At 52.6% G+C, this 26377-nt stretch carries 21 protein-coding genes; 9 read left to right on the top strand and 12 right to left on the bottom strand.

The window, feature by feature from the left end; genetic code table 11:
* Positions 1–31: 31 nt before the first annotated feature.
* Positions 32–1765, top strand: coding sequence for a phosphoethanolamine transferase CptA (locus LG384_RS00965; protein WP_225760339.1), 1734 nt, complete (start codon positions 32–34; stop codon positions 1763–1765).
* Between the two features lie 135 nt (positions 1766–1900).
* On the top strand, positions 1901–2761 hold the full coding sequence (locus LG384_RS00960; protein WP_045449357.1) for an AraC family transcriptional regulator: 861 nt from the start codon (positions 1901–1903) through the stop codon (positions 2759–2761).
* On the opposite strand, the gene LG384_RS00955 is transcribed toward LG384_RS00960, so the two are convergent.
* Genes LG384_RS00955 through LG384_RS00935 form a run of 5 tightly spaced genes read right to left on the bottom strand, consistent with a single transcriptional unit; the run spans position 2748 to position 7687 of the window.
* Positions 2748–3104, bottom strand: coding sequence for a PTS fructose-like transporter subunit IIB (locus LG384_RS00955; protein WP_045449354.1), 357 nt, complete (start codon positions 3102–3104; stop codon positions 2748–2750). The genes LG384_RS00960 and LG384_RS00955 overlap by 14 nt on opposite strands.
* Position 3105: 1 nt before the next feature.
* Positions 3106–3984: a [formate-C-acetyltransferase]-activating enzyme gene (locus tag LG384_RS00950; protein ID WP_225760338.1), complete on the bottom strand. Its 879-nt coding sequence runs from the start codon at positions 3982–3984 to the stop codon at positions 3106–3108.
* Positions 3950–6247: a formate C-acetyltransferase gene (locus tag LG384_RS00945; protein WP_045449351.1), complete on the bottom strand. Its 2298-nt coding sequence runs from the start codon at positions 6245–6247 to the stop codon at positions 3950–3952. The genes LG384_RS00950 and LG384_RS00945 overlap by 35 nt, the downstream gene beginning before the upstream one ends.
* 25 nt (positions 6248–6272) lie before the next feature.
* Positions 6273–6593: a PTS fructose-like transporter subunit IIB gene (locus LG384_RS00940; RefSeq protein ID WP_045449349.1), complete on the bottom strand. Its 321-nt coding sequence runs from the start codon at positions 6591–6593 to the stop codon at positions 6273–6275.
* Positions 6594–6607: 14 nt separating this feature from the next.
* Positions 6608–7687, bottom strand: coding sequence for a PTS fructose transporter subunit EIIC (locus LG384_RS00935; protein ID WP_225760337.1), 1080 nt, complete (start codon positions 7685–7687; stop codon positions 6608–6610).
* Between the two features lie 306 nt (positions 7688–7993).
* On the opposite strand from LG384_RS00935, the gene ptsP reads away from it, so the two are divergent.
* The 3 genes from ptsP to LG384_RS00920 are packed head-to-tail and all read left to right on the top strand — an operon-like array spanning position 7994 to position 12287.
* The gene (gene ptsP / locus LG384_RS00930) at positions 7994–10495 is read left to right on the top strand and encodes a phosphoenolpyruvate--protein phosphotransferase (RefSeq protein ID WP_225760336.1); all 2502 of its coding nucleotides are present in this window, start codon (positions 7994–7996) and stop codon (positions 10493–10495) included.
* 12 nt (positions 10496–10507) lie between these two features.
* Positions 10508–11170, top strand: coding sequence for a fructose-6-phosphate aldolase (fsa, locus tag LG384_RS00925; RefSeq protein ID WP_045449343.1), 663 nt, complete (start codon positions 10508–10510; stop codon positions 11168–11170).
* 13 nt (positions 11171–11183) lie between these two features.
* Positions 11184–12287 carry a glycerol dehydrogenase gene (locus tag LG384_RS00920; protein WP_045449341.1) on the top strand — a complete coding sequence of 368 codons (1104 nt, stop codon included), beginning with the start codon at positions 11184–11186 and terminating at the stop codon, positions 12285–12287.
* A 59-nt stretch (positions 12288–12346) separates the two neighbouring features.
* Here the strand turns inward: LG384_RS00920 and LG384_RS00915 are convergent, their stop codons facing one another.
* From LG384_RS00915 to LG384_RS00900, 4 genes are all read right to left on the bottom strand, one after another.
* The gene (locus tag LG384_RS00915; protein ID WP_045449339.1) at positions 12347–13240 is read right to left on the bottom strand and encodes a DMT family transporter; all 894 of its coding nucleotides are present in this window, start codon (positions 13238–13240) and stop codon (positions 12347–12349) included.
* 224 nt (positions 13241–13464) lie between these two features.
* Complete coding sequence (gene katG, locus LG384_RS00910; protein ID WP_048223404.1) at positions 13465–15645, bottom strand: catalase/peroxidase HPI; 2181 nt, start codon at positions 15643–15645, stop codon at positions 13465–13467.
* Positions 15646–15813: 168 nt separating this feature from the next.
* Positions 15814–16701, bottom strand: coding sequence for a methylenetetrahydrofolate reductase (gene metF, locus LG384_RS00905; protein ID WP_045449335.1), 888 nt, complete (start codon positions 16699–16701; stop codon positions 15814–15816).
* Positions 16702–16810: 109 nt separating this feature from the next.
* Positions 16811–17764, bottom strand: a complete 954-nt coding sequence (locus LG384_RS00900; RefSeq protein ID WP_045449333.1) for a LysR family transcriptional regulator — start codon at positions 17762–17764, stop codon at positions 16811–16813.
* Between the two features lie 89 nt (positions 17765–17853).
* On the opposite strand from LG384_RS00900, the gene LG384_RS00895 reads away from it, so the two are divergent.
* Positions 17854–18228, top strand: coding sequence for a carboxymuconolactone decarboxylase family protein (locus LG384_RS00895; RefSeq protein WP_045449331.1), 375 nt, complete (start codon positions 17854–17856; stop codon positions 18226–18228).
* 92 nt (positions 18229–18320) lie between these two features.
* On the opposite strand, the gene metL is transcribed toward LG384_RS00895, so the two are convergent.
* Together metL and metB are read right to left on the bottom strand one after the other, a co-directional pair.
* Positions 18321–20753 (bottom strand): bifunctional aspartate kinase/homoserine dehydrogenase II, encoded by a 2433-nt coding sequence (gene metL, locus LG384_RS00890; RefSeq protein ID WP_045449329.1) that lies wholly within the window; start codon positions 20751–20753, stop codon positions 18321–18323.
* Positions 20754–20755: 2 nt separating this feature from the next.
* Complete coding sequence (metB, locus tag LG384_RS00885; RefSeq protein WP_045449327.1) at positions 20756–21916, bottom strand: cystathionine gamma-synthase; 1161 nt, start codon at positions 21914–21916, stop codon at positions 20756–20758.
* 270 nt (positions 21917–22186) lie between these two features.
* Here metB and metJ point away from each other — a divergent pair, with 270 nt between their 5' ends.
* Positions 22187–22504, top strand: coding sequence for a met regulon transcriptional regulator MetJ (gene metJ / locus LG384_RS00880; RefSeq protein WP_003862042.1), 318 nt, complete (start codon positions 22187–22189; stop codon positions 22502–22504).
* Positions 22505–22558: 54 nt separating this feature from the next.
* On the opposite strand, the gene rpmE is transcribed toward metJ, so the two are convergent.
* A complete protein-coding gene (gene rpmE / locus LG384_RS00875) occupies positions 22559–22771 on the bottom strand; it encodes a 50S ribosomal protein L31 (RefSeq protein ID WP_008787040.1) in 213 nt (70 codons plus the stop codon).
* A 204-nt stretch (positions 22772–22975) separates the two neighbouring features.
* Between rpmE and priA the strand changes: the two genes are divergently transcribed.
* Both priA and cytR read left to right on the top strand, forming a co-directional pair.
* Entirely contained in the window at positions 22976–25174 is a 2199-nt protein-coding gene (gene priA / locus LG384_RS00870) for a primosomal protein N' (protein WP_048223394.1), read from the top strand.
* 157 nt (positions 25175–25331) lie between these two features.
* Positions 25332–26357 carry a DNA-binding transcriptional regulator CytR gene (gene cytR / locus LG384_RS00865; RefSeq protein ID WP_045449321.1) on the top strand — a complete coding sequence of 342 codons (1026 nt, stop codon included), beginning with the start codon at positions 25332–25334 and terminating at the stop codon, positions 26355–26357.
* The last annotated feature ends 20 nt before the right edge of the window (positions 26358–26377 follow it).

Raw genomic sequence — 26377 nt, 5'->3', positions numbered from 1 at the left:
TTGGCGCTACGATTAAAGACAGGCTCACACTATGCAATCCTTACTACTCCAGTCTAAACCCAAATTTAGCTGGAAAGCCCTGGGTTGGGCACTCCTCTATTTTTGGTTTTTTTCCACCTTACTCCAGGCAATTATATATTTTAGCGGCTACAGCGGAACTAACGGATTACGCGACTCATTGCTGTTCAGTTCGCTGTGGTTGATTCCGGTCTTCTTATTTCCAAACCGTATTCGCATTATCGCCGCCGTTATTGGCGTGGCACTATGGGCTGCTTCACTGGCTGCGCTGAGCTATTACGTTATTTACGGGCAGGAGTTCTCGCAGAGCGTTCTGTACGTAATGTTTGAAACTAACGCAAACGAAGCCAGCGAATATCTGAGCCAATACTTCAGCCTGAAGATTGTTCTTATCGCATTGGCCTACACGGCAGTTGCTATTCTGCTGTGGACCCGTCTGCGCCCGGTCTATATTCCGTCACCCTGGCGTTATCTGGTGTCGTTTGCGCTGTTATACGGTTTGATTCTGCATCCAATGGCCGTAAATACGTTCATCAAGCACAAGCCCTTTGAGAAAACGCTGAATGGTCTTGCTTCACGTATGGAGCCAGCCGCGCCGTGGCAGTTTATCTCAGGCTACTATCAGTATCGTCAGCAACTGACCTCATTGAATAGCCTGCTGAATGAGAACAATGCGCTGCCGCCACTGGCTAACTTTAAAGATAACTCAGGTGATGCCCCGCGCACGCTGGTACTGGTGATTGGTGAATCAACTCAGCGTGGACGCATGAGTTTGTACGGTTATCCACGTGAAACCACGCCTGAGCTGGACGCATTGCACAAATCTGATCCTAATTTAACCGTGTTCAATAATGTCGTGACCTCACGTCCGTACACGATTGAAATCCTGCAGCAGGCGCTGACCTTCGCTAACGAGAAGAATCCGGATTTGTATCTGACGCAGCCGTCACTGATGAATATGATGAAACAGGCGGGGTATAAAACCTTCTGGATCACCAATCAGCAAACAATGACTGCGCGTAATACCATGCTGACCGTATTTTCTAAGCAGACGGACAAGCAGTTTTATATGAATCAGCAGCGTACCCAAAGTGCGCGCGAATACGACAGCAACGTGCTGGCTCCATTTAAAGAAGTCATGGCTGACCCGGCACCGAAAAAGTTCATCATCGTTCATCTGCTGGGTACGCACATTAAGTACAAATTCCGTTATCCGGAAGGTCAGGGCAAGTTCGATAATAATATCGACAACGTTCCTCCGGGTCTGAGCAGCGATGAACTGGAGTCATATAACGATTATGACAATGCCAATGTTTATAACGACCACATCATTGCTAGCCTGATCAAAGATTACAAAGCGACCGATCCGAACGGCTTCCTGCTCTATTTCTCTGACCACGGAGAAGAGGTATATGACACACCGCCGCATAAAACGCAGGGTCGAAATGAAGACAACCCAACTCGCCATATGTATACGGTTCCGTTCCTGCTGTGGACCTCTGAAAAATGGCAGGCCGCGCATCCACGAGATTTCTCCCAGGATGTGAATCGAAAATACAGCAGCTCTGAGCTTATCCATACCTGGTCTGATTTAGCTGGCTTCACTTACGATGGATTCGATCCGACCCGTGCTATTACCAACCCGCAGTTTAAAGAAACAACCCGCTGGATTGGTAATCCGTACAAGAAAAACGCCCTGATTGATTACGATACCCTGCCGTATGGGGATCAAATCGGGAATCAGTAATAGAATGCCTTATCCGGCCTACGATCCACTCAGTCCCGTAGGCCGGAAAGCGCAGCGCCATCCGGTAATTTATCACTTGAGACTCCCCGCTTTCGACGCTACTGTTTCCCTGTCTGCGATCTGCAAGGGATTAACATGTATCACGACATCAGCCATCTTCTCTCCCGCCTGATTAACGGCCCGACACCACTGTGCAAGGTGTATTTCCCCAGTACTAATGGTTCAATGCCAGAGCTGGCATATCAGGTTGATTTTCCGCGACTGGAGATTGTGCTGGAGGGCGAATTCACCGATAGCAGTGTTGCAGGCGCATCCACTACGTTAACGCCTTATGATGTTCTGTATATCCCGGCAGGTGGCTGGAACTTCCCACAATGGCAAACACCGGTAACGACACTAAGCATCTTATTCGGCAAACAACAACTGGGTTTCAGTGTCGTGCAGTGGGATGGTAAGCAGTATCAAAACCTCACAAAGCAACACGTCGCACGACGCGGGCCACGTATCGGTTCTTTCCTGTTACATACACTCAATGAAATGCAGATGCAGCCTCAGGAGCAGCAAACGGCCAGACTAATCGTCTCCAGTCTGCTCAGCCATTGTCGCGACCTGCTGGGAAGCCAGATCCAGACGGCGTCACGCAGCCAGGCGCTTTTTGAAGCCATTCGTGACTATATTGACGAACATTACGCCTCTCCGCTCACCCGGGAATCCGTAGCCCAGGCGTTCTACATCTCTCCAAATTACCTTTCGCACCTGTTTCAAAAAACAGGGACCATTGGCTTTAACGAATACCTGAACCATACGCGGCTGGAGCACGCAAAGACGCTGCTAAAGGGTTACGATCTGAAAGTCAAAGAAGTGGCCCACACCTGTGGATTTGTTGACAGCAATTACTTCTGTCGCCTGTTTCGAAAAAATACCGAGCGTTCACCTTCAGAGTATCGTCGGCAATATCACAGCCAGTTGACGGACAAGAAAGTTAGTCCAGAATAAGATGAGTATGTTGTGGTGCCGACAGTACTTTACGTACGGCACTCATCACCCGTTGAGGTTCCCGCAAAAAAGCGCTAATTCCCGACTGGACGTAGCGACTTTGCGTAAATCGCTCAGCACCTGCCAGCTCAATATCGGTAATCAGCAACACCACATCGGCGCGACTAATATCGTCTTCCGTCAAACGATTCTCCGTTCCCAGCGCCCCCTGAGTTTCAATCTTGATGTTCCACTTGTCCTGCTGAAAGAGTTTTTCCAGCCGCTCGGCAGCCATATAGGTATGTGCGACGCCGCTGACGCAAGCGGTCACTGCAACCAGATATCGAACAGATGCGACTGCCATATCAACCTCCTACGGTTACCTGAAATCCGGCGTCTTCTGCCATCTTACGCAACGTCGCCACCTCTTGTGCTGACGGGGCGGGCACATCCTTCATCGACCACTGCTGCCCAAGAAGGCGATATTTCGGCTCACCATACTGATGAAACGGTAGCAGATGTACTTGCTTTATATCTAATGATGACAATAAGGTCAGCGCACGCTGCATGTTCTCCACGCTGAGCGTAAAGTCCGGAATCAGCGGCAGACGAGGGATCACATTGACCCCCTCACCAACTAATAGCTGTAAATTCTTTAGTACGCGCGGCAGATTCATATTCCCCCCCTCGCGAGCCTGGCTTTCATCCATAATTTTAAGATCGAAAAGCCCCTCATCGCATAACTTTGCCAGCGGGAGCAGACGACTGGGGGGAGCATCCCCCGCCGTTTCAATCGCGCACTGCACACCGTTGCGTCGCAGACGCTGTAAAAACCGGATGGCGAAAGCGGCCTGCATCAGTACTTCGCCACCAGAAAGCGTCACCCCGCCACCAGAGGTTTGAAAGAAAATATCATCTTTCATTACCTCACGTTCCAGCGCATCAAGGGAGATATCACGACCAATGTGCTCAAACGCGCCGGAAGGGCATTCATCGACATCTCGCAGACACGGCGCGCAGTGCAGACATTTACTCTCCCGCCGTACTGTTTCAATACGCGGGGAAATAGATTCAGGATTAGCACACCACGGGCAGGTGTGCGGGCAGCCTTTAAAAAAGACTACAGTGCGGATCCCCTGCCCGTCATTCAGCGAGTAACGCTGAATATTGAAAATGCGTGCAACCTCCTCGCCGGATATCTCCACAACCTCACAGTTGATGTGCGGTCCGGCGAATAATGTCATCCTGAATCTCCTTCGATAATTCGACAAAGAAAGCGCTGTATCCAGCCACGCGAACCACTAGTCCGGCGAAGTCCTGCGGACGCTGCTGGGCTTCCCGCAACGTATCGGCATTCACCACGTTAAACTGGATATGCTGTAGTTTAAGCTGGGTAAACGCCCGCAAGAAATCCGCCAGCTTGCGCAAACCAGCCTCACCTTCCAGCGTGGCCGGTGTGAACTTCACGTTCAATAACGTGCCGTTCGACAGCAGGGTGTTGTCCAGCTTACTAACTGACTTCAGCACCGCTGTCGGCCCCTGCATATCCTGACCGAGCATCGGCGATAAGCCGCCATCAGCCAGCTGCTCCCCGGCATAACGACCGTCCGGCGTCGCCCCAACGACCGATCCCAGCGGTACGTGTGCAGATACAGTATATGAACCGGGTGTAAATTGCCCACCGCGCGGATTCTGGTATTTTTCCACCTCTTTACAATAATGACGCAGCAGTTCGGCACTGATGTTATCCACATCATCAATATCGTTACCGTATTTCTCAAATCGGTTAATCAGTCTGGCGCGAATTTTCTCGCCCTCCGTCGTAGCGAAATTACGCTTCAATACCGACAACAGCTCGTCAAAACTTAAGCGCTGCTGTTCGAATACCAGCCCATTAAGGGCATGCAGAGAGTCACTCAGGTTGGCAATACCGATCCCTTGTACGCCGGAGAAATTGTAACGCGCTCCACCATCGGTGATATCGCAGCCCTTCACCAGACAATCGTTAATAAACGAGGAGAGCAACGGTACCGGAGCCCAGTCACGATGACCGATGTCGCAAATATTACTCCCCTCCACCATCAGGGTAATGTAGTGGCTGATTTTGGCTCGAATGTGTGACAGCAGACCTCCGAACGTCAACTCGTGGTTACCCTCATTCTCATACAGGCTGATTTCCATCACTTTCAGCAAATTAAACATGGCAATATCGTGCAGACCGTAGGTTCTACCCGGGATCGACAGCTCCACACAGCCCACCACCGCGTAATCTCGCGCATCTTCCAGCGATACGCCCCGGTTCAGGAAAGCAGGCACCACCACTTCGTCGTTAAAGACTTGAGGAATACCGGTGCCCAGGCGGATGGTTTCCGCCGTTTTCATCAGGAATGGCGTATCAATTAACGCATTGGTGCGTACACCGAGATTTGGCTGTGGTAGTTGCACACTCTGGTAGGCATCAAGGCAGAGGAAAGAGAGCACGTTTACCGCACTGCGCCCGCTCTCCGTCAACCCACCAAGCAATGCGGTATACCCCGTCGGGAATCCGGCGAAGTAGCGCGCGCTACTGGTGGAACGCAGCAGCACGATGTCATTGCATTTCACCCACAGCGATTCGAGCAGCTCTTTTAAGAAGGCTGGATCGTCTCCCTGGGTCAGGGAAACCTGGTAAAACGGCAGCATATACTGATCAAAACGTCCCAGCGAGAGCGAGCTGGCATTGGATTCATACTGCAGAATGATGTTCATGTACCAGAACAACTGGCACGCCTGCCAGAAAGTTTGTGGCTTATGTTGCATGTTATGACGAGAGTTAGCAGCAATAGCGAGCAGTTCCTGACGACGATGCGCATCCGGACAGCTTTCCGCCATTTTCTCTGCCAGTGTGGCATAACGTTGAATGTGGTTTTGCGAGGCCTCAAGTAACAACAGCGCCGCCTGATAAAAATGGTTATCCGGATTCAGTCGACTATGTGTACGCATCTGCGATACCAGTTCACCCAACCCGTGTTTCAACAGGTGCGGATAATCAATAATGATATGCCCCTGTCCTTTATCCGTTTGGTTAATGCTAAAAATCTGTGTACTGACTGCCGCCTTCACCTCATCGGTCATCTGGCCGTTGATGAAATCTTTCATCGAGCGTTTTTCCCAGTAGGGAAACAACACCTCGCGATAGAGACGCTTATCTTCTTCGCTGATGTCAAAACGATCCTGCGGACGAGTCGGGAACTGATCCAGCTCCTTAAGCAACCAGTACGGGTCCATTTCCGGCGACATAATACCTGCTCGCGGCTTCACGGTACGGTTCCCGGCAATCAGCTCCTCATCACGAATCGATATTTCAACATGCTCAAGGATATATGCGGTTGCTTTAGCCCGACGCAGAATAACCGGCTCCCCCTCTGTCTGCTGATGGCTGGCGGTATACAGCTGCGCACGCTCGAGCGAAATCTCACGATGGTTTTTAAACAGAGCGGCTTTGAGGCGTTGAATACGATTCGTCATGAGGCAGGCTCCCTGGCATATAAAGTTACGCGGTTTGCGCCAAATGCGCGCCAATCTTGTTCATGATGGCATCGGCACGTTTTACCGCATCGCTAATGTTGACACGAACGATGGTTTTCCCCGCAAAGCGCTCCTCAAACTTGATACCGATATCTTTGGTCAGAATCACCATATCGGCATCTGCCACATCCGCTGCGGTCAGTTCGTTTTCCAGACCAATCGAACCCTGTGTCTCAACTTTTATCTCCCAGCCCCTGGCCTTCGCTGCGTTTTCCAGCGCTTCGGCTGCCATATAGGTGTGTGCAACACCAGAAGGACATGCTGTTACTGCGATAATTTTAGTCATAGCTCATTCCTCACTTAATTCGTTTCAAAATCCAAATCCAGATCGTCTTCATTCTCGTCAACCAGAGATACTTTCTTCCTTGCCAGGCTTTTCAGCACGTTAACGCAGAGCGCCGTCACCACTGCCCCAACCACGACCGCCGCGATATAACCCAGTTTTCCTTCCACAACGGGCAGAACGATTAATCCCCCCCAACCGGCATAACACTGTGCGCCAAACAACGCGGCCGTTACTGCACCACAAGTCGAACCGACCATAATGGATGGAATTACGCGCAGTGGGTCAGCAGCAGCAAAAGGAATCGCCCCTTCCGTAACACCAACACACCCCATCACTAATGCGGCTTTACCCGCTTCGCGTTCTTCAGAAGAGAAATTTTTACGACTCATTAGCGTCGCTAGCCCTAATCCCAGCGGTGGTACACAGATCCCCACAGCCGCTATCGCTACCACGGTATAAACACCCTGCGCTACGCAAATCAGCATGAACGCATAAGCAACCTTGTTAATCGGGCCACCCATATCAAAAGCCAGCATCAGACCCATAATGACCGCTAACATCACGACACTGCCCTGCTGCATTCCCTGCAACCATTGCGTCAAATTGGCGGTTAACGCACCGACCGGTTCACCCAGTCCCCACATCATGATGCCCGCAGTAATAAAGGTGCCGACAATAGGAATAACAAAGATGGGCATTACCGAGCGCAACACCTTATGCACCGGAATCTTCTTCAGATAGTGAACAACAATACCGCCGATGACCCCGGCAATTAGCGCGCCAAAGAATCCAGCGCCAAAGCTGTTGCCCACCCAGGCACCAATCGCACAAGGTGCCAGCGCAGAGCGCTCGGCGATCGAGTACCCGATGTACGCCGCAAGAAAAGGCACCATTAAGGTCAGCCCGGCGACACCAATATCGAATAACTTCTTGAGATTGGGATCGGTCACAGCATCCGGTACCGCTCCTTTGCCATACAGCATGACGGAGACCGCCAGTAAAATACCGCCCGCTACGACGAAGGGGATCATATGCGAAACACCTGTCATCAGGTGCTGACGGGTGTTTTTCAGGATCTGCACCAACTCTTTCATAAGTCGCTCCCGGGCTTTTTGAGGCCCATGTCCATAATGTTGTTGCGGAAACAATAGGCAATCCGATGCAGCGCAGACAGTGGATAAAAAGGCCATTTACTGGATTTTTGTAATATCAGTACAAAAATGCGATCCGCCTCATAACTTGCGGAATACCAGGAATTCTTAAATGGATTAAGACTTGTGAGGTATATCCCACTTTGAAACTTACATTACATTTGTCCAGTTTTTGACAGATTTGTCACATGGCAGGCCTGGGCATTGCCCTTTTATTCTGTAGTCAGAAATCGTTATGGGAGAGAGGCTATGGCCCTGATTGTGGAATTTACTTGTGAGCTACCCAATGGCGTACATGCCCGTCCGGCAAGCCACATTGAAACGCTGTGCAACAGCTTTATCTCACGCATTGAGTGGCATAATCTTCGCACTGACCGAAAGGGCAACGCCAAAAGCGCGCTGGCGCTGATTGGCACCGACACTCTGACAGGTGACAACTGTCAACTGCTGATCTCCGGTGCCGATGAGGAGACTGCTCACCAGAGATTGAGTCAGTGGTTACATGATGAATTCCCTCACTGTGATGCCCCGATGGAAGAGGTCAAAAACAGTGAACTGGAACTGCTTCCGAAGTCACTAACGAATCTTAATCCTCAGCTTTTTCGCGCCAGGGCAGTCTGCAGCGGCAGTGCAGGCGGCATGCTGACACTTCTCTCTTCACTGGATCTTAACGCGCTCGGCGAACTCCCCACTGCCAACGATGTGGAAGCCGAGCAATCCATGCTCGATAATGGCTTGACGCTGTTGATGAAGAATATTGAGTTCCGCCTGCTCGACAGCGATGGTGCAACCAGTGCAATTCTGGAGGCTCACCGCTCACTGGCCAGTGACACCTCCCTGCGTCAACATTTGCTGACAGGCATTTCTCGTGGTTTAAGCTGCGCCCAGGCGATTGTCGAAAGCGCCAACCATTTCTGTGATGAGTTCACCCGCTCCAGCAGCAGTTATTTACAAGAACGCGCACTGGACGTACGCGACGTCTGCTTCCAACTTCTGCAACAAGTTTATGGCGAACAGCGCTTCCCTGCACCGGGAAAACTCAGCCAGCCAGCAATCTGTATGGCTGATGAACTCACACCCAGCCAGTTCCTCGAACTGGATAAAACATTCCTTAAGGGCTTATTGCTAAAAAGCGGTGGCACGACTTCCCATACGGTTATTCTTGCACGCTCATTCAATATTCCCACGCTAGTGGGCGTGGATATTGAAGCCTTAACGCCGTGGCAACAACAAACCGCCTACATCGACGGCAACGCAGGCGCGATCGTCGTCGCGCCGACTGAACCCGTTGCCCGCTACTACCAACAGGAAGCCCGCGTACAGGAGGCCTTGCGCAAACAACAGCGTATCTGGCTGACTCAGGAAGCTCGTACTGCAGATGGTATACGTATGGAGGTTGCAGCCAACATTGCTCATTCCGTGGAAGCACAGGCGGCTTTTGGCAACGGTGCAGAAGCCGTTGGCTTGTTCCGTACAGAAATGTTGTATATGGACCGCACCAGCGCTCCCGGTGAAAATGAGCTGTACAACATTTTTTGCCAGGCACTGGAGTCCGCACAAGGACGCAGCATTATTGTGCGGACCATGGACATCGGTGGTGATAAACCCGTTGACTACCTGAATATTCCAGCCGAAGCGAACCCGTTCCTCGGCTATCGCGCAGTCCGTATTTATGAAGAGTACGCTTCGCTGTTTACTACGCAGCTCCGGGCGATACTTCGAGCCTCTGCACACGGCAGCCTGAAAATCATGATCCCAATGATCTCCTCAATGGAAGAGATCCTGTGGGTCAAAGAGAAGCTGGCAGAAGCCAAACAACAGTTGCGTAATGAACATATCCCGTTTGATGAGAAGATTCAGCTCGGCATCATGCTGGAAGTACCATCAATAATGTTTATCATCGATCAGTGTTGCGAAGAAATTGATTTCTTTAGTATTGGCAGCAACGACCTGACCCAGTACCTGCTGGCGGTCGATCGCGACAACGCCAAGGTTACGCGCCACTACAATAGCCTGAATCCAGCCTTCCTGCGCGCTCTGGATTTCGCGGTACAGGCGGTACATCGTCAGGGTAAGTGGATTGGCCTGTGCGGTGAACTTGGCGCAAAAGGATCGGTGTTGCCGCTACTGATTGGCCTGGGATTAGATGAAATCAGCATGAGCGCACCATCCATTCCTGCCGCCAAAGCACGGATGGCGCAACTGGACAGCCGCGCCTGCCGCCAGTTACTGAATCAGGCGATGGCCTGTCGCACCTCGCTGGAAGTGGAGCACTTGCTGGCCCAGTTCCGCATGTCTCAACAGGATGCCCCGCTGGTTACGGCGCAATGTATTACTCTGGATAGCGACTGGCGCAACAAAGAGGAAGTGATCAAAGGAATGACTGACAACCTGCTGCTGGCAAATCGTTGTCGCTACCCGCGCAAGCTGGAAGCCGATCTGTGGGCACGTGAAGCGGTCTTCTCCACTGGATTGGGCTTTAGCTTCGCCATTCCGCACAGCAAGTCTGAACATATTGAACAATCCACGATTAGTGTGGCGCGCCTGACAGCACCTGTACGCTGGGGTGATGAAGATGCACAATTCATCATCATGCTTACGCTCAACAAACACGCCGCCGGTGACCAGCATATGCGTATTTTCTCACGCCTGGCGCGCCGCATTATGCATGAAGAATTCCGCAACGCACTGGTTAACGCGGCATCTGCCGATGCTATTGCCAGCCTGCTGCAACACGAGCTTGAACTTTAAGAGGGTATTTATATGGAACTGTATCTGGATACCGCCAACGTGGCGGAAGTTGAACGTCTGGCCCGCATCTTCCCTATCGCAGGTGTGACCACCAACCCGAGCATTGTGGCGGCAGGTAAAGAGCCCATCTGGGACGTACTGCCACGCCTGCAAAAGGCCATTGGCGAAAATGGCGTTCTGTTTGCCCAGACGATGAGTCGGGATGCGGATGGCATGGTGAAAGAAGCCAAACGCCTGAGCAACGCGGTACCGGGCATCGTGGTGAAAATTCCGGTCACTTCCGAAGGTCTCGCAGCTATCAAACAATTGAAAAAAGAAGGCATTACAACACTCGGCACTGCCGTATACAGCGCGGCGCAGGGACTGCTGGCAGCGCTGGCCGGGGCAAAATATGTCGCACCGTATGTTAACCGTATTGACGCTCAGGGCGGCGACGGTATCCGCACTGTACAGGAGTTGCAAACATTGCTGGAGCTGCATGCACCAAACAGCATGGTGCTGGCAGCCAGTTTTAAAACGCCACGTCAGGCACTGGATTGCTTACTGGCAGGATGTGAGGCAATCACCCTGCCATTAGATGTAGCGCAACAAATGCTCAACACCCCTGCGGTAGAGTCAGCAATAGAGAAGTTTGAGCAGGACTGGAACAACGCATTTGGTCACATCAACCTGTGAAGAGGATTAAAGTATGGATCGCATAATTCAATCACCTGGTAAGTACATCCAGGGGGCAGATGTTATTACCCGTCTTGGCAGCTATCTCAAACCACTGGCAGAACGCTGGCTGGTCGTTGGGGACAAGTTTGTCTTAGGTTTTGCACAACCCGCTGTAGAAAAAAGCTTCCATGATGCCGGTTTATCACTGGAAATCGTGCCATTTGGCGGTGAATGTTCACAAAACGAAATCGACCGCCTGCGCGGTGTGGCTGAACAAGCGAAGTGTGGCGCGGTTCTCGGTATTGGCGGTGGTAAAACGCTGGATACCGCGAAAGCGCTGGCTCACTTTATGGACGTGCCCGTCGCCATTGTGCCAACCATTGCTTCAACCGATGCGCCATGCAGCGCGCTGTCCGTGATTTATACCGATGCTGGCGAATTCGATCGCTATCTGCTGCTGCCCAACAATCCGGACAGGGTTATTGTTGACACCAAAATTGTGGCGGACGCACCGGCGCGTCTGTTAGCTGCGGGTATTGGTGATGCGCTGGCGACCTGGTTTGAAGCACGCGCCTGTTCACGCAGTGGCGCCACCACGATGGCGGGTGGTCAGTGTACTCAGGCTGCGCTGGCGCTGGCTGAACTGTGCTACAACACGCTGATTGAAGAAGGCGAAAAAGCCATGCTTGCCGCCGAGCAGCATGTGGTTACCCCGGCACTGGAACGCGTCGTAGAAGCCAACACCTATCTGAGCGGCGTCGGTTTTGAAAGCGGTGGTCTGGCTGCCGCGCACGCAATCCATAACGGCCTGACGGCAATCCCGGATGCACATCACTACTACCACGGAGAGAAAGTGGCTTTCGGCACGCTAACGCAACTGGTACTGGAAAACGCACCGGTAGAAGAAATTGAAACCGTCGCCGCATTGTGTCATTCCGTTGGTCTGCCGATTACGCTGGCGCAGCTGGACATCAAACAGGATATTCCAGCCAAAATGCGCATAGTGGCACAAGCAGCCTGTGCCGAGGGCGAAACAATTCACAACATGCCTGGCGGTGCGACACCCGATCAGGTTTATGCCGCCCTGCTGGTGGCAGACCAGTACGGTCAGCGTTATCTGCAGGAATGGGAATAAAATCTGACCAAGACTCCCGGCTCACGCCGGGAGTCTTTTTGAATGCCCTTCCTGTCTCTTCATTTTCCATCCGCCTGCGTTTTCCGGCTCACAAGCGCTAACGCCAGTACAATCAGCACAATGCCGCCGCCTTCAATCGGTCCTGGATTTTCACCAAGCAACCACCAGGAAAACAGCACACCGCATACTGGCACCGCCAGCGTACTTAAACTGGCAATGCTCGCAGGAAGATTTTTCAGCACAAATAACCACAGGCTCCAGGCCAGCGCAGTGGCCAGAATGGCGCTATAGGCCAGTGCCCAAAAGACAATAGGTTGCCAGTTAACTTCCGGTTGGGGCACCCACCAGGCAACGACGCTCATGACCAGCGCGGCATACAGCATTTGCCACGCCGTGAGTGAGAGCAAATCAATCCTGGGATGACGAGCGTACATTCGCTTGGCGACAATTGCGCTCGCCCCCCAGCTCACACCGGAAAGGATCGCCAGCAACGCACTTTTCATCGAGGTGAAATCAAGCTGCCACGGTTGCATCACCAGCACCAGTCCAACAGCGGCAATGCCGATTGCCGCATATTGCATACGTCGAAACCGCTCCCCCAGAAACAACGCCGCCAGGATCACCACCCAGAATGGCATGGTATAAGTGAGGATGGCGACCTTTCCCGCCCCGCCGCTGACCAGCGCCCATTGCGCCAGTCCGATCATGCCACAGGTCTGTAACAACGCTATCGCCAGGGTAAATTTAAACGGCGTCGGTCTTAATCCACGACCACGCAAGAGCAAAACAAGAAATAAGACGAGGGTGCCGAAAATACAGCGAAGAGATGTAAAGTCGAACGCGCCAATATAGCTCGTGACTTGCTTCATGAAGATCCAGCTATAACTCCAGATAAGAGTGAGAACGAGAAGACCACTGACAGCCAGTGGGTTGCTCTTTCCTGAGGCAGACATGATAAATCCCGTAGAGTGACGTTTCCTTTATGTACTATACCCTAAATAATTCGAGTTGCAGGAAGGCGGCAAAGGAAGAAATCCCCAGGGGCATAGATAACTATGTGACTGGGGTTTCTGAATGTAGCCAACACACCGGCAACTTGAAGTATGACCGGTATATACGCCTCAAAAAAACTTCAGCGACTGCCGGGAAGCAGCCGCTGAAGTGTTAGACGTTGAGATTACAGCAGATCAAAACGGTCCAGATTCATCACTTTCACCCATGCCGCGACAAAGTCCTTCACGAACTTCTCGTGGGCATCGCTGCAAGCATAAACTTCTGCCAGTGCACGCAGTACCGAGTTAGAACCGAATACCAGATCGGCGCGGGTAGCGGTGTATTTCACATCACCGTTCAGGCGGTCGCGCCCTTCAAACAGTTCTTGCGACTCATCCACCGCTTTCCATTCGTTGCGCATATCCAGCAGATTGACGAAGAAATCATTGCTGAGCACGCCAGGACGATCGGTAAAGACGCCATGCTGGCTACCATCAAAGTTGGTTCCCAGCACACGCATACCGCCCACCAGCACGGTCATTTCCGGTGCGGTTAACGTCAGCTGCTGCGCTTTATCAATCAGCAGCGATTCGGTGGTTGATACGTCAGGACGGGAACGATAGTTACGGAAGCCATCGGCAATCGGCTTCAGCAATTCAAACATCTCAATATCGGTTTGATCCTGACGCGCATCCACGCGGCCTGGAACAAAAGGTACAGTGATACTGACGCCCGCTGCACTTGCTGCCTTCTCCACACCGACAACACCGGCCAGCACGATAATATCGGCCAACGAGGCTGTATGGGCAGATTTATAGATACCTTCCAGCACAGGCAGAACACGTGCAGCAGTGGCATTCACATCCCAACCACGTTGTGGATTCAGCGCCAGGCGAGCACCGTTAGCACCGCCACGTTTGTCACCACCACGGAATGTAGAAGCCGAAGCCCACGCCACCGATACCAGCTCGCCTACGGAAAGTCCGGATGCCGCGATGGTCGCCTTCAGGTTAAGAATATCTTCTTCGCTTGGGTTGAAGAACGCATGCGGCAGCGGATCCTGCCAAATCAGATCTTCTTGTGGTACTTCCGGTCCAATGTAACGCGCTTTCGGCCCCATATCACGGTGCGTCAGTTTAAACCACGCACGGGCAAAAGCTTCGTTGAACGCCTGCGGATCGTTAAGGAAACGACGAGAGATTTTCTCGAACTCAGGATCAAAACGCAGCGTCAGGTCGGTGACCAGCATCGTCGGCTTACGTTTTTTCGACGGATCAAACGGATCAGGAATGATTTCTGGCGCATCAACCGCTTCAAACTGGATGGCACCAGCCGGGCTGCGAGTTTGTACCCATTCGTATTTAAACAGGTTCTCGAAGAAATAGTTGCTCCACTGGGTTGGTGTTTGCGTCCAGACCACTTCCAGACCAGACGTGATAGCATCTGCGCCCGCACCGCTACCGTAGCTGCTGGCCCAGCCTAAACCCTGTGCTTCAATCGGTGCTGACTCTGGGTCGGCCCCGACATGTGACGCAGGTGCTGCACCGTGAGTTTTACCCAACGTATGACCACCACCGATCAGCGCTACGGTTTCTTCGTCGTTCATCCCCATGTTGCCGAATGTCGCACGAATAGCTGCAGCTGCAGAAAGCGGCTCACCGCTGTGATCCGGACCTTCCGGGTTTACATAGATAAGCCCCATCTCGGTCGCGCCCAATGGCGCTTTTGCCAGCTCTTCAGGGTGGCGGTGAGTCAGCCAGGCTTTCTCATCACCCCAGTTTACGTCAAGATCCGGTTCCCAGACGTCTTCACGACCAGCACCAAAACCGAAGGTACGGAAACCTGAGTTTTCCAGCGCTACGTTACCCGCAAGGATAAACAGATCAGCCCAGGAAATTTTCTGACCATATTTCTGCTTAACTGGCCACAGCAGACGGCGTGCCTTATCAAGACTCACGTTGTCCGGCCAGGAGTTCAGTGGTGCAAAACGCTGCTGTCCACGACCCGCTCCACCGCGTCCATCAATAGAGCGATAGGTACCTGCGCCGTGCCATGCCATGCGGATAAATAAACCGGCATAAGTGCCCCAGTCAGCGGGCCACCACGGTTGAGATTCGGACAGGAGGGCTCTGAGATCCCCTTTCAGGGCAGAATAGTCGAGTTTGCTAAATTCTTTGCGGTAGTTAAAGTCCTCACCCAGTGGGTTCGAACGGTTGGAATGTTGGTTCAGCAGATCTACACGGAGTTGATTAGGCCACCAGTCGCGGTTGCTCGTTCCTGCTCCCGCGCTCTGGTCGTGACCGCCTTGATGAAAAGGACACTTACCGGCAGTTGATGCGTTATGGTTATCGTCGGACATGCTCATCTATATGCTCCCTTTACAGTGTTCTGACTACGATATACACCACCAGAGATAAGATATAGTCGAAATAACCCACAGATTCGATAGCTAATTCCTTTTATATTTTAAGTTACAGAGATGTAGATCAAAATGATCAATAAAAAGCCCTCCGTAGAGGGCTGGGGCATCTGTTTAATTCGGTCTTACACCCAGCGTGTGGCAAATAGCGTAGCTCATTTCCGCACGATTGAGGGTATAGAAGTGGAAATCTTTCACCCCTTCACGACTTAAAATCTTCACCATATCCATGGCGATATTCGCCCCCACCAGCTTACGGGTCTCGGCATCGTCATCCAGGCCATCAAACATTGTCGACATCCACGCCGGAATGCGAACGTTAGTCATGTCAGCAAATTTTTTCGCTTGCTTAAAGTTGGAAACCGGCAGAATGCCCGGGATAATCTCCACATCGATCCCCGCAGACACACAGCGATCGCGAAAACGCAAATAGCTTTCCACATCAAAGAAAAATTGGGTGATCGCGCGGTTCGCTCCGGCATCGACCTTACGCTTCAGGTTGAGCAAATCAGCCTGTGCGCTTTTCGCTTCAGGATGCACTTCCGGATAAGCCGCAACTGAGATATCAAAATCTGCGACATCTTTCAGCAAGGTCACCAGATCAGAAGCGTACATATCCGGCTTACCACCACCTGCCGGCAAATCACCGCGCAGAGCAACAATATGACGAATACCGTTGTTCCAGTAATCCTGAGCAATAGTGCGCAACTCATCACGGGTAGCATCAATACAGGTCAGGTGCGGAGCCGCTTCGAGGCCCGTGCGATCCTTAATTCCCTTAATAATGCTGTGCGTGCGGTCACGCTCACCCGAGTTTGCACCATAGGTGACGGAAACAAACTTAGGTTTCAGACTGCTCAGACGATCGATGGAGTTCCACAGGGTTTGCTCCATTTCACTGGTGCGCGGCGGGAAAAACTCGAACGAAACGTTAATCTGACCCTGCACTTCTGCCAGGCTCTGATTCAGGGCTTCCCGCTGGTTGGCGTGAAAAAAGCTCATACCTTACCTCATCAATCTTTTGTCGTTATATGTTGTGTTGTGAACTGCTATACGTTTAGACGTCTAGATGTAAAAATGACGGAAAAGCGCAGTGACGTCAACTGAAAAATCATTGTGGAAGGTGAGGAATACTCAGCGAAGGTGAAATAAATTCATTCTGGTTTGCTGGCAGAAGAGATTTTATCAACGCCGGGAGCCATTTCAGGCGATCTTCCTGCCCTGGTGATATCACCAGACCAGTGTTGATACGCAAATCACAGCCATTCAGCGGGCAAAAAGTCACGCCCTGACGCTGAATAGCCGCAAAAGAGGCGGGGAGAATACTCAGGCCATCGCCATGCGCAATTCGGGCTAACAAAACATCATGTTCAAGAGGTTCTTCAATGCAGGCAGGAGAATAACCTGCGCGTCTGAATATCTGGTGGGTATAGTCGAAAAAGGCCGGATTACGCTCTCTCTTAAACCAGAACAGCGGCCTGTGATTGAGCGTCCTCAGTGACAGCGATTTCTCAGCCGCTTCTGGCCAGGAGGCTGGCAACGCGGCAATCAGCGGCTCATGCCAGGGTAAATCCGTCACCGTAACCCCCGCCGTTTCCAGCGGTAATGCCACCAGCGCAGCATCCAGTTTACCCCGGCGTACCTGCCGCACCAGTTCGGTCGACGCGTGACGTACAATGTGCAGCGTCTCGACACGCTCAACCAAATGCGACTCAAACGATGCAAATATACCTTGCTCAAACGCAGTGCTTAACCCCAGTCGTAGCGCTTGCCCATCCGCTTTCGCCAGTTGGCTCAACGCAAGATAGGTTGTGTCCTGTAGCGTCAGCAGCGGGCGAACCATCTCCAGTACACGCAACCCATCTTCCGTCAGCGAGAGTCCACGGCTATGACGGGTAAAAAGCGTCACCCCCAGGCGAACTTCAAGCTGGCGAATATGGCGACTGAGCGGAGGCTGCGACATAAACAGGCGCTGTGCCGCACGGCTCATGTTGTTCTCTTCCGCTACCACGACGAAATAGCGTAGCAGGCGGATATCCAGAGAATTAAGCGGTTGGGTTGTCATACCGAAAAGGTATCACGAAAACGGTATTATCTATAGAAACGCCCACAACCTATCCTCACGTCATATACCAGACAAACGAGGGATAAACCATGTTTTCAGAACGCTATATTACCGGACAAAAAATGCTGCAACAGGTGGATGGCAAAAGCGGCGACGCAGTGCTGGAAAGCCTGAAAGATATTGCGCCAGATTTCGCCCGCTATCTGCTCGAATTTCCTTTCGGTGATATCTATTCCCGACCGGGACTCGATTTACGCAGTCGGGAAATTGCGACCGTCGCCGCATTAACCGCTCTTGGCAACGCGACGCCACAGTTGAAAGTACACATTGCCGCTGCTCTGCATGTTGGATTAACGCAGGAAGAGATCATTGAGGTGATAATGCAGATGGCTGTATATGCAGGTTTTCCAGCCGCGCTGAATGGCCTTTTCGCTGCAAAAGAGGTCTTTTCAGCTCACGAATAGCGAAGCTGCCCGCCGGATAAGATGCGTTAACATCTTTATCCGGCCTAACAATCACACTGGCCGGATAAACTCAGCGTCATCCGGCAACAAAACTACAGCAGTTGCGCCAGGCGATTGATATCCGACTGAATAGCGCCAGCAGTCACATCGCGACCCGCCCCCGGTCCGCGAATCACCAGCGGGTTATCGCGATACCAGCGACTTTCAATGGCGAACACGTTATCGCACGGCAGTAGCGCCGCCAGCGGATGTTCTGGTCGCACCGCTTCAACACCGACGCGTGCTTTGCCGTTAGCATCAAAACGCGCCACGTAGCGTAGCACCAGCCCCATTTCACGGGCGGCTTCCAGACGCTGTACCATCTGCTCGTTCAGCTCATCGCCATTTTCAAAGAAATGATCAATGGAGCCTTCTTCACAGTGCGCAGGCACCAGTGACTCCACGCGTACCTGATCTGGTTCGATATCGTATCCCGCCTCACGCGCCAGGATCACCAGCTTGCGCATCACATCTTTACCAGAAAGATCCACGCGCGGGTCAGGTTCAGTCAGACCCTGCTGCCACGCCTGATCCACCAGATCGGTGAACGGGACAGAACCATCAAATTGCAGGAACAACCACGACAACGTGCCGGAGAAGATCCCGCTGATCGATAAAATGGTGTCTCCACTGTCAATCAGATCGCGCACGGTATGGTTGATCGGCAATCCGGCACCCACGGTGGCGTTATACAACCAGTGGCGACCCGTTTTCTCGAAGGCATCGTGAATTTGGCGATATTTATTACTGGTGCTAGCTCCCGCCAGTTTATTGGCGCTGATAACGTGAAAACCGTGGCTGGCGAAATCCAGATACTGATCCGCCAGCTGTTCGCTGGCGGTCACGTCCAGCACAACTAAATCATCATACGGGTGGGCGCGCATCCACAGGAACAGCGACTCTTCATCCTGTTCCACTGCTTCGTCATCGAAGAAGGCTAATGCGCGGCTGGCATCCAGTCCTTCATAGTTCAGCAGGCTACGGCGGCTATCCACCACGCCTGCCAGCACAAACTCAAAACCAGTACGTGCAGAAAGCGTGCTTTGTTCACGGGCGAACAGTTCCAGCCAGCGAGAACCAATATTCCCCTTCCCGAACAACACCAGACCAATACGTTTTTCTGCGCGGAAGATAGACTGGTGCAGTCCCTGAATCAGGCTTTCAGTCGGACCGGTACGCAGTACGGCAACCAGACTGATGCCCTCTTCCGACTGCCAGGTAAACTCTACCGGCTGACCTTTCAGTTGCTGCCAGAAACGGTGGCAGTGCAGCGGATTGCGTGTCACGCCAGCCCCAACCATCGCCACCAGCGCCAGCCCCTGACGTAAACGCAGCTCGCCAGGTAAACCGGCCTCATCAAGAATTTTCAGTGCGCCGTCAGCGACTTCTGAGGTGTAGCAAAATTGCAGGAGTTGGCGATCGGGATGCACGCCAACCGCCAGCGGACGCACCTGTGTGCGTTTTAAAATCTGATCGATCTCTTTATACGCCAGCTTAAAGTCCTGGCCGCCTGGAACCAGGAATTCAATCAGGCAGACATCGTCATGGCTGGTCACAATACGCGCTCCGGTACCGGAAGCCAGCACGCGTTCAATGCGCGTCGATCCCTGATCCGGCGTATAGCTGCAGCGCAACTGAAGGTCGATATCGCTGCCAGAAACCGGCTGTAAAGTCCGGGCATGCAGAACCGGAGCGGCCAGACGAGCCAGTTCGCTGGCTTCGTCCAGACGCAGCAATGGCAACAGACAGGCATCCTTCACTTTTCGTGGGTCCGCACTGTATACCCCGGCGACATCGCTCCAGATGGTCACCCGGGAAACACCCGCCAGCGCACCGACTTGCGTCGCAGAGTAGTCAGAGCCGTTACGCCCCAGCAATACCGTTTCGCCCGCATTGCTGCGACTGATAAAACCGGTCACTACCAGGCGCTTGCCCGGATGCTGAGCCAGCAGTTGTTGTAATAATGGGTAAGAGAGACCTTCATCCACCTGCGGTTGAGCGCCGCGCTCAGCACGCAAAAACTCACGCGCATCCAGCCAGGTCGACTCCAGCCCCTGCTGATTAAGCACGGCAGACATCAGGCGTGCCGACCACACTTCGCCATGCCCTACGACTTCGGCGTAGACCGCATCGTTCACGCCACTGTCGAGCAAACCGGCCAGGCGCTCCAGATCGTTGATAAACGCGCCGATCAACCCATCGGCCACGTCTGGCGGCAATAAGCCGCTAATAAGTTCGCTCTGATAGCGGCGTAACGCCTGCTGAACCTGATGCGCAGAAAGACGATCGGTCTGGCTTAACTTCAGCCAGCTAATCAACTGGTTAGTGGTGCTGCCTGCAGCTGAAACAACCATCATATCGTCAGGCTGCGAGTACTCCGCCATAATACCTGCGACACGCAAATAACATTTCACGTCTGCCAGACTACTACCACCAAATTTGTGCAGTTGACGACCCTTCGCCCCTGCCTGCGCAATCACACTCATGTTTACCCCTTGTTTGCAGCCCGGAAGCCATTTTCCAGGTCGGCAATTAAATCTTCGCCATCTTCAATACCGGTGGAGATACGCAGCAGCGTTTCAGAAATTCCGGCAGCAGCACGCGCTTCTGGTGCCATACCCGCATGTGTCATGGTTGCGGCGTGGGAGATCAGACTTTCAACTCCCCCTAATGATTCCGCCAGCGTAAACAACGACAACCCGCCCAGGAAGCGACGCAGCGTTTGCTCATCACCATCCAGTTCAAAACTCAACATCGCGCCAAAACCTTTTTGTTGGCGCGCGGCAATCTCATGCCCCTGATTATCCGGCAGTGACGGGTGATACAGTTTTTTCACCAGCGGCTGGGTTTGCAAATAGTCCACAATCGCCTGAGCATTACGTTGTGCCACTTCCATACGCGGTGACAAAGTACGCAGGCCACGCAACAGCAGATAGCTATCAAATGCGCCGCCGGTTACGCCAATATTATTCGCCCACCATGCCAGCTCAGTGACCGTTTCAGGATCTTTCGCAATCACTACGCCAGCCACCACATCAGAGTGACCGTTTAAATATTTCGTGCATGAATGCAACACCAGATCGGCGCCCAATGCCAGTGGATTTTGCAGTGCAGGGCTTAAAAAAGTGTTATCCACAACACTCACCGCGCCAGCTTCACGCGCCAGCTGGCAGATTTTCGCAATATCCACCACGCGTAACAGGGGATTACTCGGGCTTTCCACCAGCACTAACTGCGGTTTTTCCGCCAGTGCCGCCTTGAGTGCCTGCTCATTACCCTGATCGACAAACAGGACGCGATAACAACCGCGCTTCGCCAGACTGTCAAACAGACGATAGCTGCCGCCGTAACAGTCGTGTGGCGCCACCAGTAAATCACCAGGCTTCAGGAACACCGTAGTCACCAGATGGATCGCCGACATGCCAGTATTGGTCAGCACTGCACCAGCCCCTCCTTCCAGCTCAGCCAGCGCGCGCTGGACGACATCACGCGTCGGGTTGCCGCGACGTGAATAGTCATGGGCTCGCGGCTCATTAAAACCGGTAAAGTTATAGGTACTGGAAAGGTGAATCGGCGGGACAACGCAACCGTACTGCTCGTCGTCATTTAATCCGCTACGCACTGCGATGGTGGCCTGTTTACGCGTCATATTGAGGAGTTCCTGGCTGAGCCGGTGAAAAGTCAGGCACCAGAGTAATCATTGTTACAATAGCCGTCAATACATCTGGACATCTAAACTTCTTTGCGTATAGATTGAGCAAACTGGAAATAGCCGTTAAAATTATATGCATTAGCGCACATCTGCGATGGCTAACTTCGTGTCAGGGCCTCGCCACTACGATAAACTACGCGCAATGAAATTATGGCTCGGGCTCAGTTTCCGGCCTCAATATAAATGACAAAGAGGATTAGGTATCTCATGGCTGAATGGAGCGGCGAATATATCAGCCCATACGCTGAGCACGGTAAGAAGAGTGAGCAAGTCAAAAAAATTACGGTTTCCATTCCTCTGAAGGTGTTAAAAATCCTTACCGATGAACGCACGCGTCGTCAGGTGAACAACCTGCGCCACGCCACCAACAGCGAACTGCTGTGTGAAGCGTTTCTGCATGCCTTTACCGGGCAACCGTTACCCAACGATGATGATCTGCGTAAAGAACGCAGTGATGAAATTCCTGAAGAGGCGAAGGTAATTATGCGTGAACTGGGGATCGACCCGGAAACGTGGGAATACTAAACGCCGGATACAAAAAAAGCGCCGTAAGGCGCTTTTTTTTGACAGCAGAAAAACTTATTTGCTGCCCGGGATGCTGAAACGCTTGTTGAAGCGATCAACACGGCCACCGGTAGCAACATCACGCTGCTTGCCAGTATAGAACGGGTGGCACTGACCGCACACGTCCAGGTTCAGATCGTGACCGACGGTAGAGCGGATTTTCATGACGTTACCGCAAGAGCAGTTTGCAGTAATTTCTTCGTATTTCGGGTGAATATCTTTTTTCATGGGGAAACCTCGGTTTAAGGCCGCGTCGCTCTTCCAGCCCTAACGCCAGACACCACGCGATGTTAATAGTATAGGTCAGTGATACAAATTTGTATCAAAGGCGGCGAATCATACAGAAATTAACCTGCTCATGCAAACTGATCCGCATTCCGCTTCTCACTAATGTGTATACTAACCCGCCAGAATTCAAGTCAGGATGATTAAATGCCCGTTGCGCACGTTGCCTTACCCGTCCCGCTACCCCGCACCTTTGACTACCTCTTGCCGGAAGGCATGAACGCCAAAGCCGGGTGTCGCGTACGTGTGCCCTTTGGCAAGCAGCAGGAGCGTGTCGGCATTGTCCTGTCGGTAAGCGAGCAAAGCGAACTGCCGCTGAATGAATTAAAAGCCGTGATTGAGGTACTGGACAGCGAACCGGTCTATTCCTCCTCCGTCTGGCGTTTACTGCTGTGGGCTGCTGATTATTACCACCACCCTATTGGCGACGTGCTGTTTCATGCTTTGCCTATTCTGCTACGCCAGGGCAGACCTGCCACTAACGCGCCAATGTGGTACTGGTTTGCCACCGAAGAAGGTCAGGTTATTGATTTAAACAGCCTGAAGCGCTCCCCCAAACAACAGCAGGCGCTGGCAGCGCTACGCCAGGGAAAAATCTGGCGTGACCAGGTGGCTGAACTCGAATTTAATGACGCCGCATTACAAGCACTGCGTAAAAAAGGTCTCTGCGACCTGGCGAGCGAAACGCCAGGTTTCAGTGACTGGCGCACGCACTACGCCGTTTCCGGTGAGCGGTTACGGCTAAATACCGAACAGGCCACTGCCGTTGGAGCGATTCACAGCGAATCAGACTGTTTTAGCGCCTGGCTACTAGCAGGCGTGACGGGTTCTGGCAAAACAGAAGTCTATCTGAGCGTACTGGAAAATATCCTCGCCCAGGGCAAACAGGCGCTGGTGATGGTGCCGGAGATTGGTCTGACACCACAAACCATTGCCCGCTTTCGCGAACGCTTCAATGCTCCGGTAGAAGTATTGCACTCCGGTCTGAATGACAGCGAACGTCTTTCTGCCTGGCTGAAAGCGAAAAATGGTGAAGCGGCGATTGTCATCGGTACGCGTTCATCACTGTTTACACCGTTTAAAAATCTCGGCGTAATTGTCATCGACGAAGAGCATGACAGCTCCTATAAACAGCAGGAAGGCTGGCGCTATCACGCCCGCGATCTGGCGGTTTACCGCGCCCACAGCGAGCAGATCCCCATTATTCTCGGGTCGGCCACTCCGGCGCTGGAAACGCTGTGCAACGTGCGGCAAAAAAAATACCGTATGCTGCGCCTGACGCGCCGCGCCGGAAATGCACGTCCTGCCATTCAGCACGTACTGGATCTAAAAGGTCAGCAGGTACAGGCCGGACTGGCTCCTGCGCTTATCACCCGCATGCGTCAGCATCTGCAGGCGGATAATCAGGTAATTCTCTTTCTTAATCGCCGGGGATTTGCCCCTGCACTGCTATGCCACGACTGCGGCTGGATTGCCGAATGCCCGCGCTGCGATCACTACTACACGCTGCATCAGGCGCAGCATCATTTGCGCTGCCACCACTGTGACAGTCAGCGTCCCATACCGCGTCAGTGTCCTTCCTGCGGTTCTACGCATATGGTACCGGTCGGACTCGGCACCGAACAGCTTGAACAGGCTTTAGCCCCCTTCTTCCCAGGTGTACCGATTTCGCGTATTGACCGCGATACCACCAGCCGTAAAGGGGCGCTGGAGCAGCATCTGGCAGAAGTGCATCGCGGCGGCGCACGAATTCTTATCGGCACACAAATGCTGGCAAAAGGTCACCACTTCCCGGACGTCACACTGGTGGCATTACTGGATGTGGACGGGGCGCTATTCTCGGCAGATTTTCGTTCAGCAGAGCGCTTCGCCCAGCTTTACACACAGGTATCCGGGCGTGCAGGCCGTGCCGGTAAACAGGGTGAAGTGGTGCTGCAAACGCACCACCCTGAACATCCACTGCTGCAAACCTTACTGTATAAAGGTTATGACGCCTTTGCCGAACAGGCACTGGCCGAACGCCAAACGCTGCAGCTTCCACCGTGGACCAGTCATGTGATCGTACGGGCAGAAGACCATAACAATCAGCATGCGCCGATGTTCCTGCAGCAACTGCGCAATCTGATTCAGGCCAGTCCGCTGGCCGACGACAAACTCTGGGTGCTCGGCCCGGTTCCTGCACTGGCACCCAAGCGTGGCGGCCGTTATCGCTGGCAAATTTTGTTGCAACATCCGTCACGCATTCGACTGCAACATATCGTTAGCGGGACACTGGCGTTAATCAATACGCTGCCTGATGCACGCAAGGTCAAATGGGTGTTGGATGTCGATCCCATTGAGGGATAGCCCCCTCATGATGCGAGGCGGATCGTAAAATTAAATATCCATCACACTTTTTATGAAAATTCTGTAACTGCTTCTATTCACTATCTGATAAAAATATTTCAAATGAAGGTTACCCAGGGACAGGTCTGCGCCAGCAGCTCTCTGGCGAGGAGAAAGAGTGAAACCGAATAAGCAGGTCGCTGCCGCTACGATGAAAGATGTTGCCCTGAAGGCGAAAGTCTCCACGGCAACCGTCTCCCGTGCATTAATGAACCCGGACAAAGTCTCTCAGTCCACCCGTAGCCGGGTTGAGCAGGCCGCGCTGGAAGTGGGATATCTCCCCCAATCGATGGGGCGCAACGTTAAGCGCAATGAATCACGTACCATTCTGGTGATTGTTCCGGATATTTGCGACCCGTTCTTTAGTGAAATTATCCGGGGCATTGAGGTCACCGCCGCAGAGCAGGGTTACCTGGTGCTGATCGGTGATTGCGCGCACCAGAACCAGGAGGAAAAGACTTTTCTTAACCTCATTATCACCAAGCAGATCGATGGCATGGTACTGCTTAGCTCACGTCTGCCGTTTGATGCCAGCGTGGAAGAGCAACGCAATTTGCCACCGATGGTGATGTCCAACGAATTCGCGCCAGAGCTGGAGCTCCCCACCGTTCATATTGATAACCTCACCGCTGCGTTTAATGCGATGAACTATCTGCTTGAACTGGGTCATCAGCGTATTGGCTGTATCGCCGGGCCAGAGGATATGCCACTGTGTCACTACCGCCTGCAAGGTTACGTTCAGGCGTTGCGCCGCAGCGGGATTACGGTCGATCCACATTTTATCGCGCGCGGTAATTTTACCTATGAAGCAGGTGCAAACGCACTGAAACAGCTGCTTGAGCTACCACAGCCGCCTACCGCTGTTTTCTGTCACAGCGATGTCATGGCGCTGGGCGCACTCTCATATGCCAAACGTCAGGGCTTAAAAGTACCTGACGATTTATCCATTATTGGCTTTGATAACATTTCACTCACAGAATTTTGTGATCCACCCCTGACAACCGTTGCACAGCCGCGTTTCGATATCGGACGTGAAGCTATGCTGTTACTGCTCGATCAATTACAAGGGCATAACGTCAGTAGTGGCTCACGTTTACTGGACTGTGAGCTTATTATTCGGGGCTCTACGCGGGCATTGACTTAAAGTAAAGTGCTTTCGGACTC

Source organism: Citrobacter sp. Marseille-Q3906, from assembly GCF_916618775.1.
In the GTDB taxonomy this organism is placed as follows: domain Bacteria; phylum Pseudomonadota; class Gammaproteobacteria; order Enterobacterales; family Enterobacteriaceae; genus Citrobacter; species Citrobacter murliniae.
This window is presented reverse-complemented; position numbering and strand designations above follow the sequence as displayed.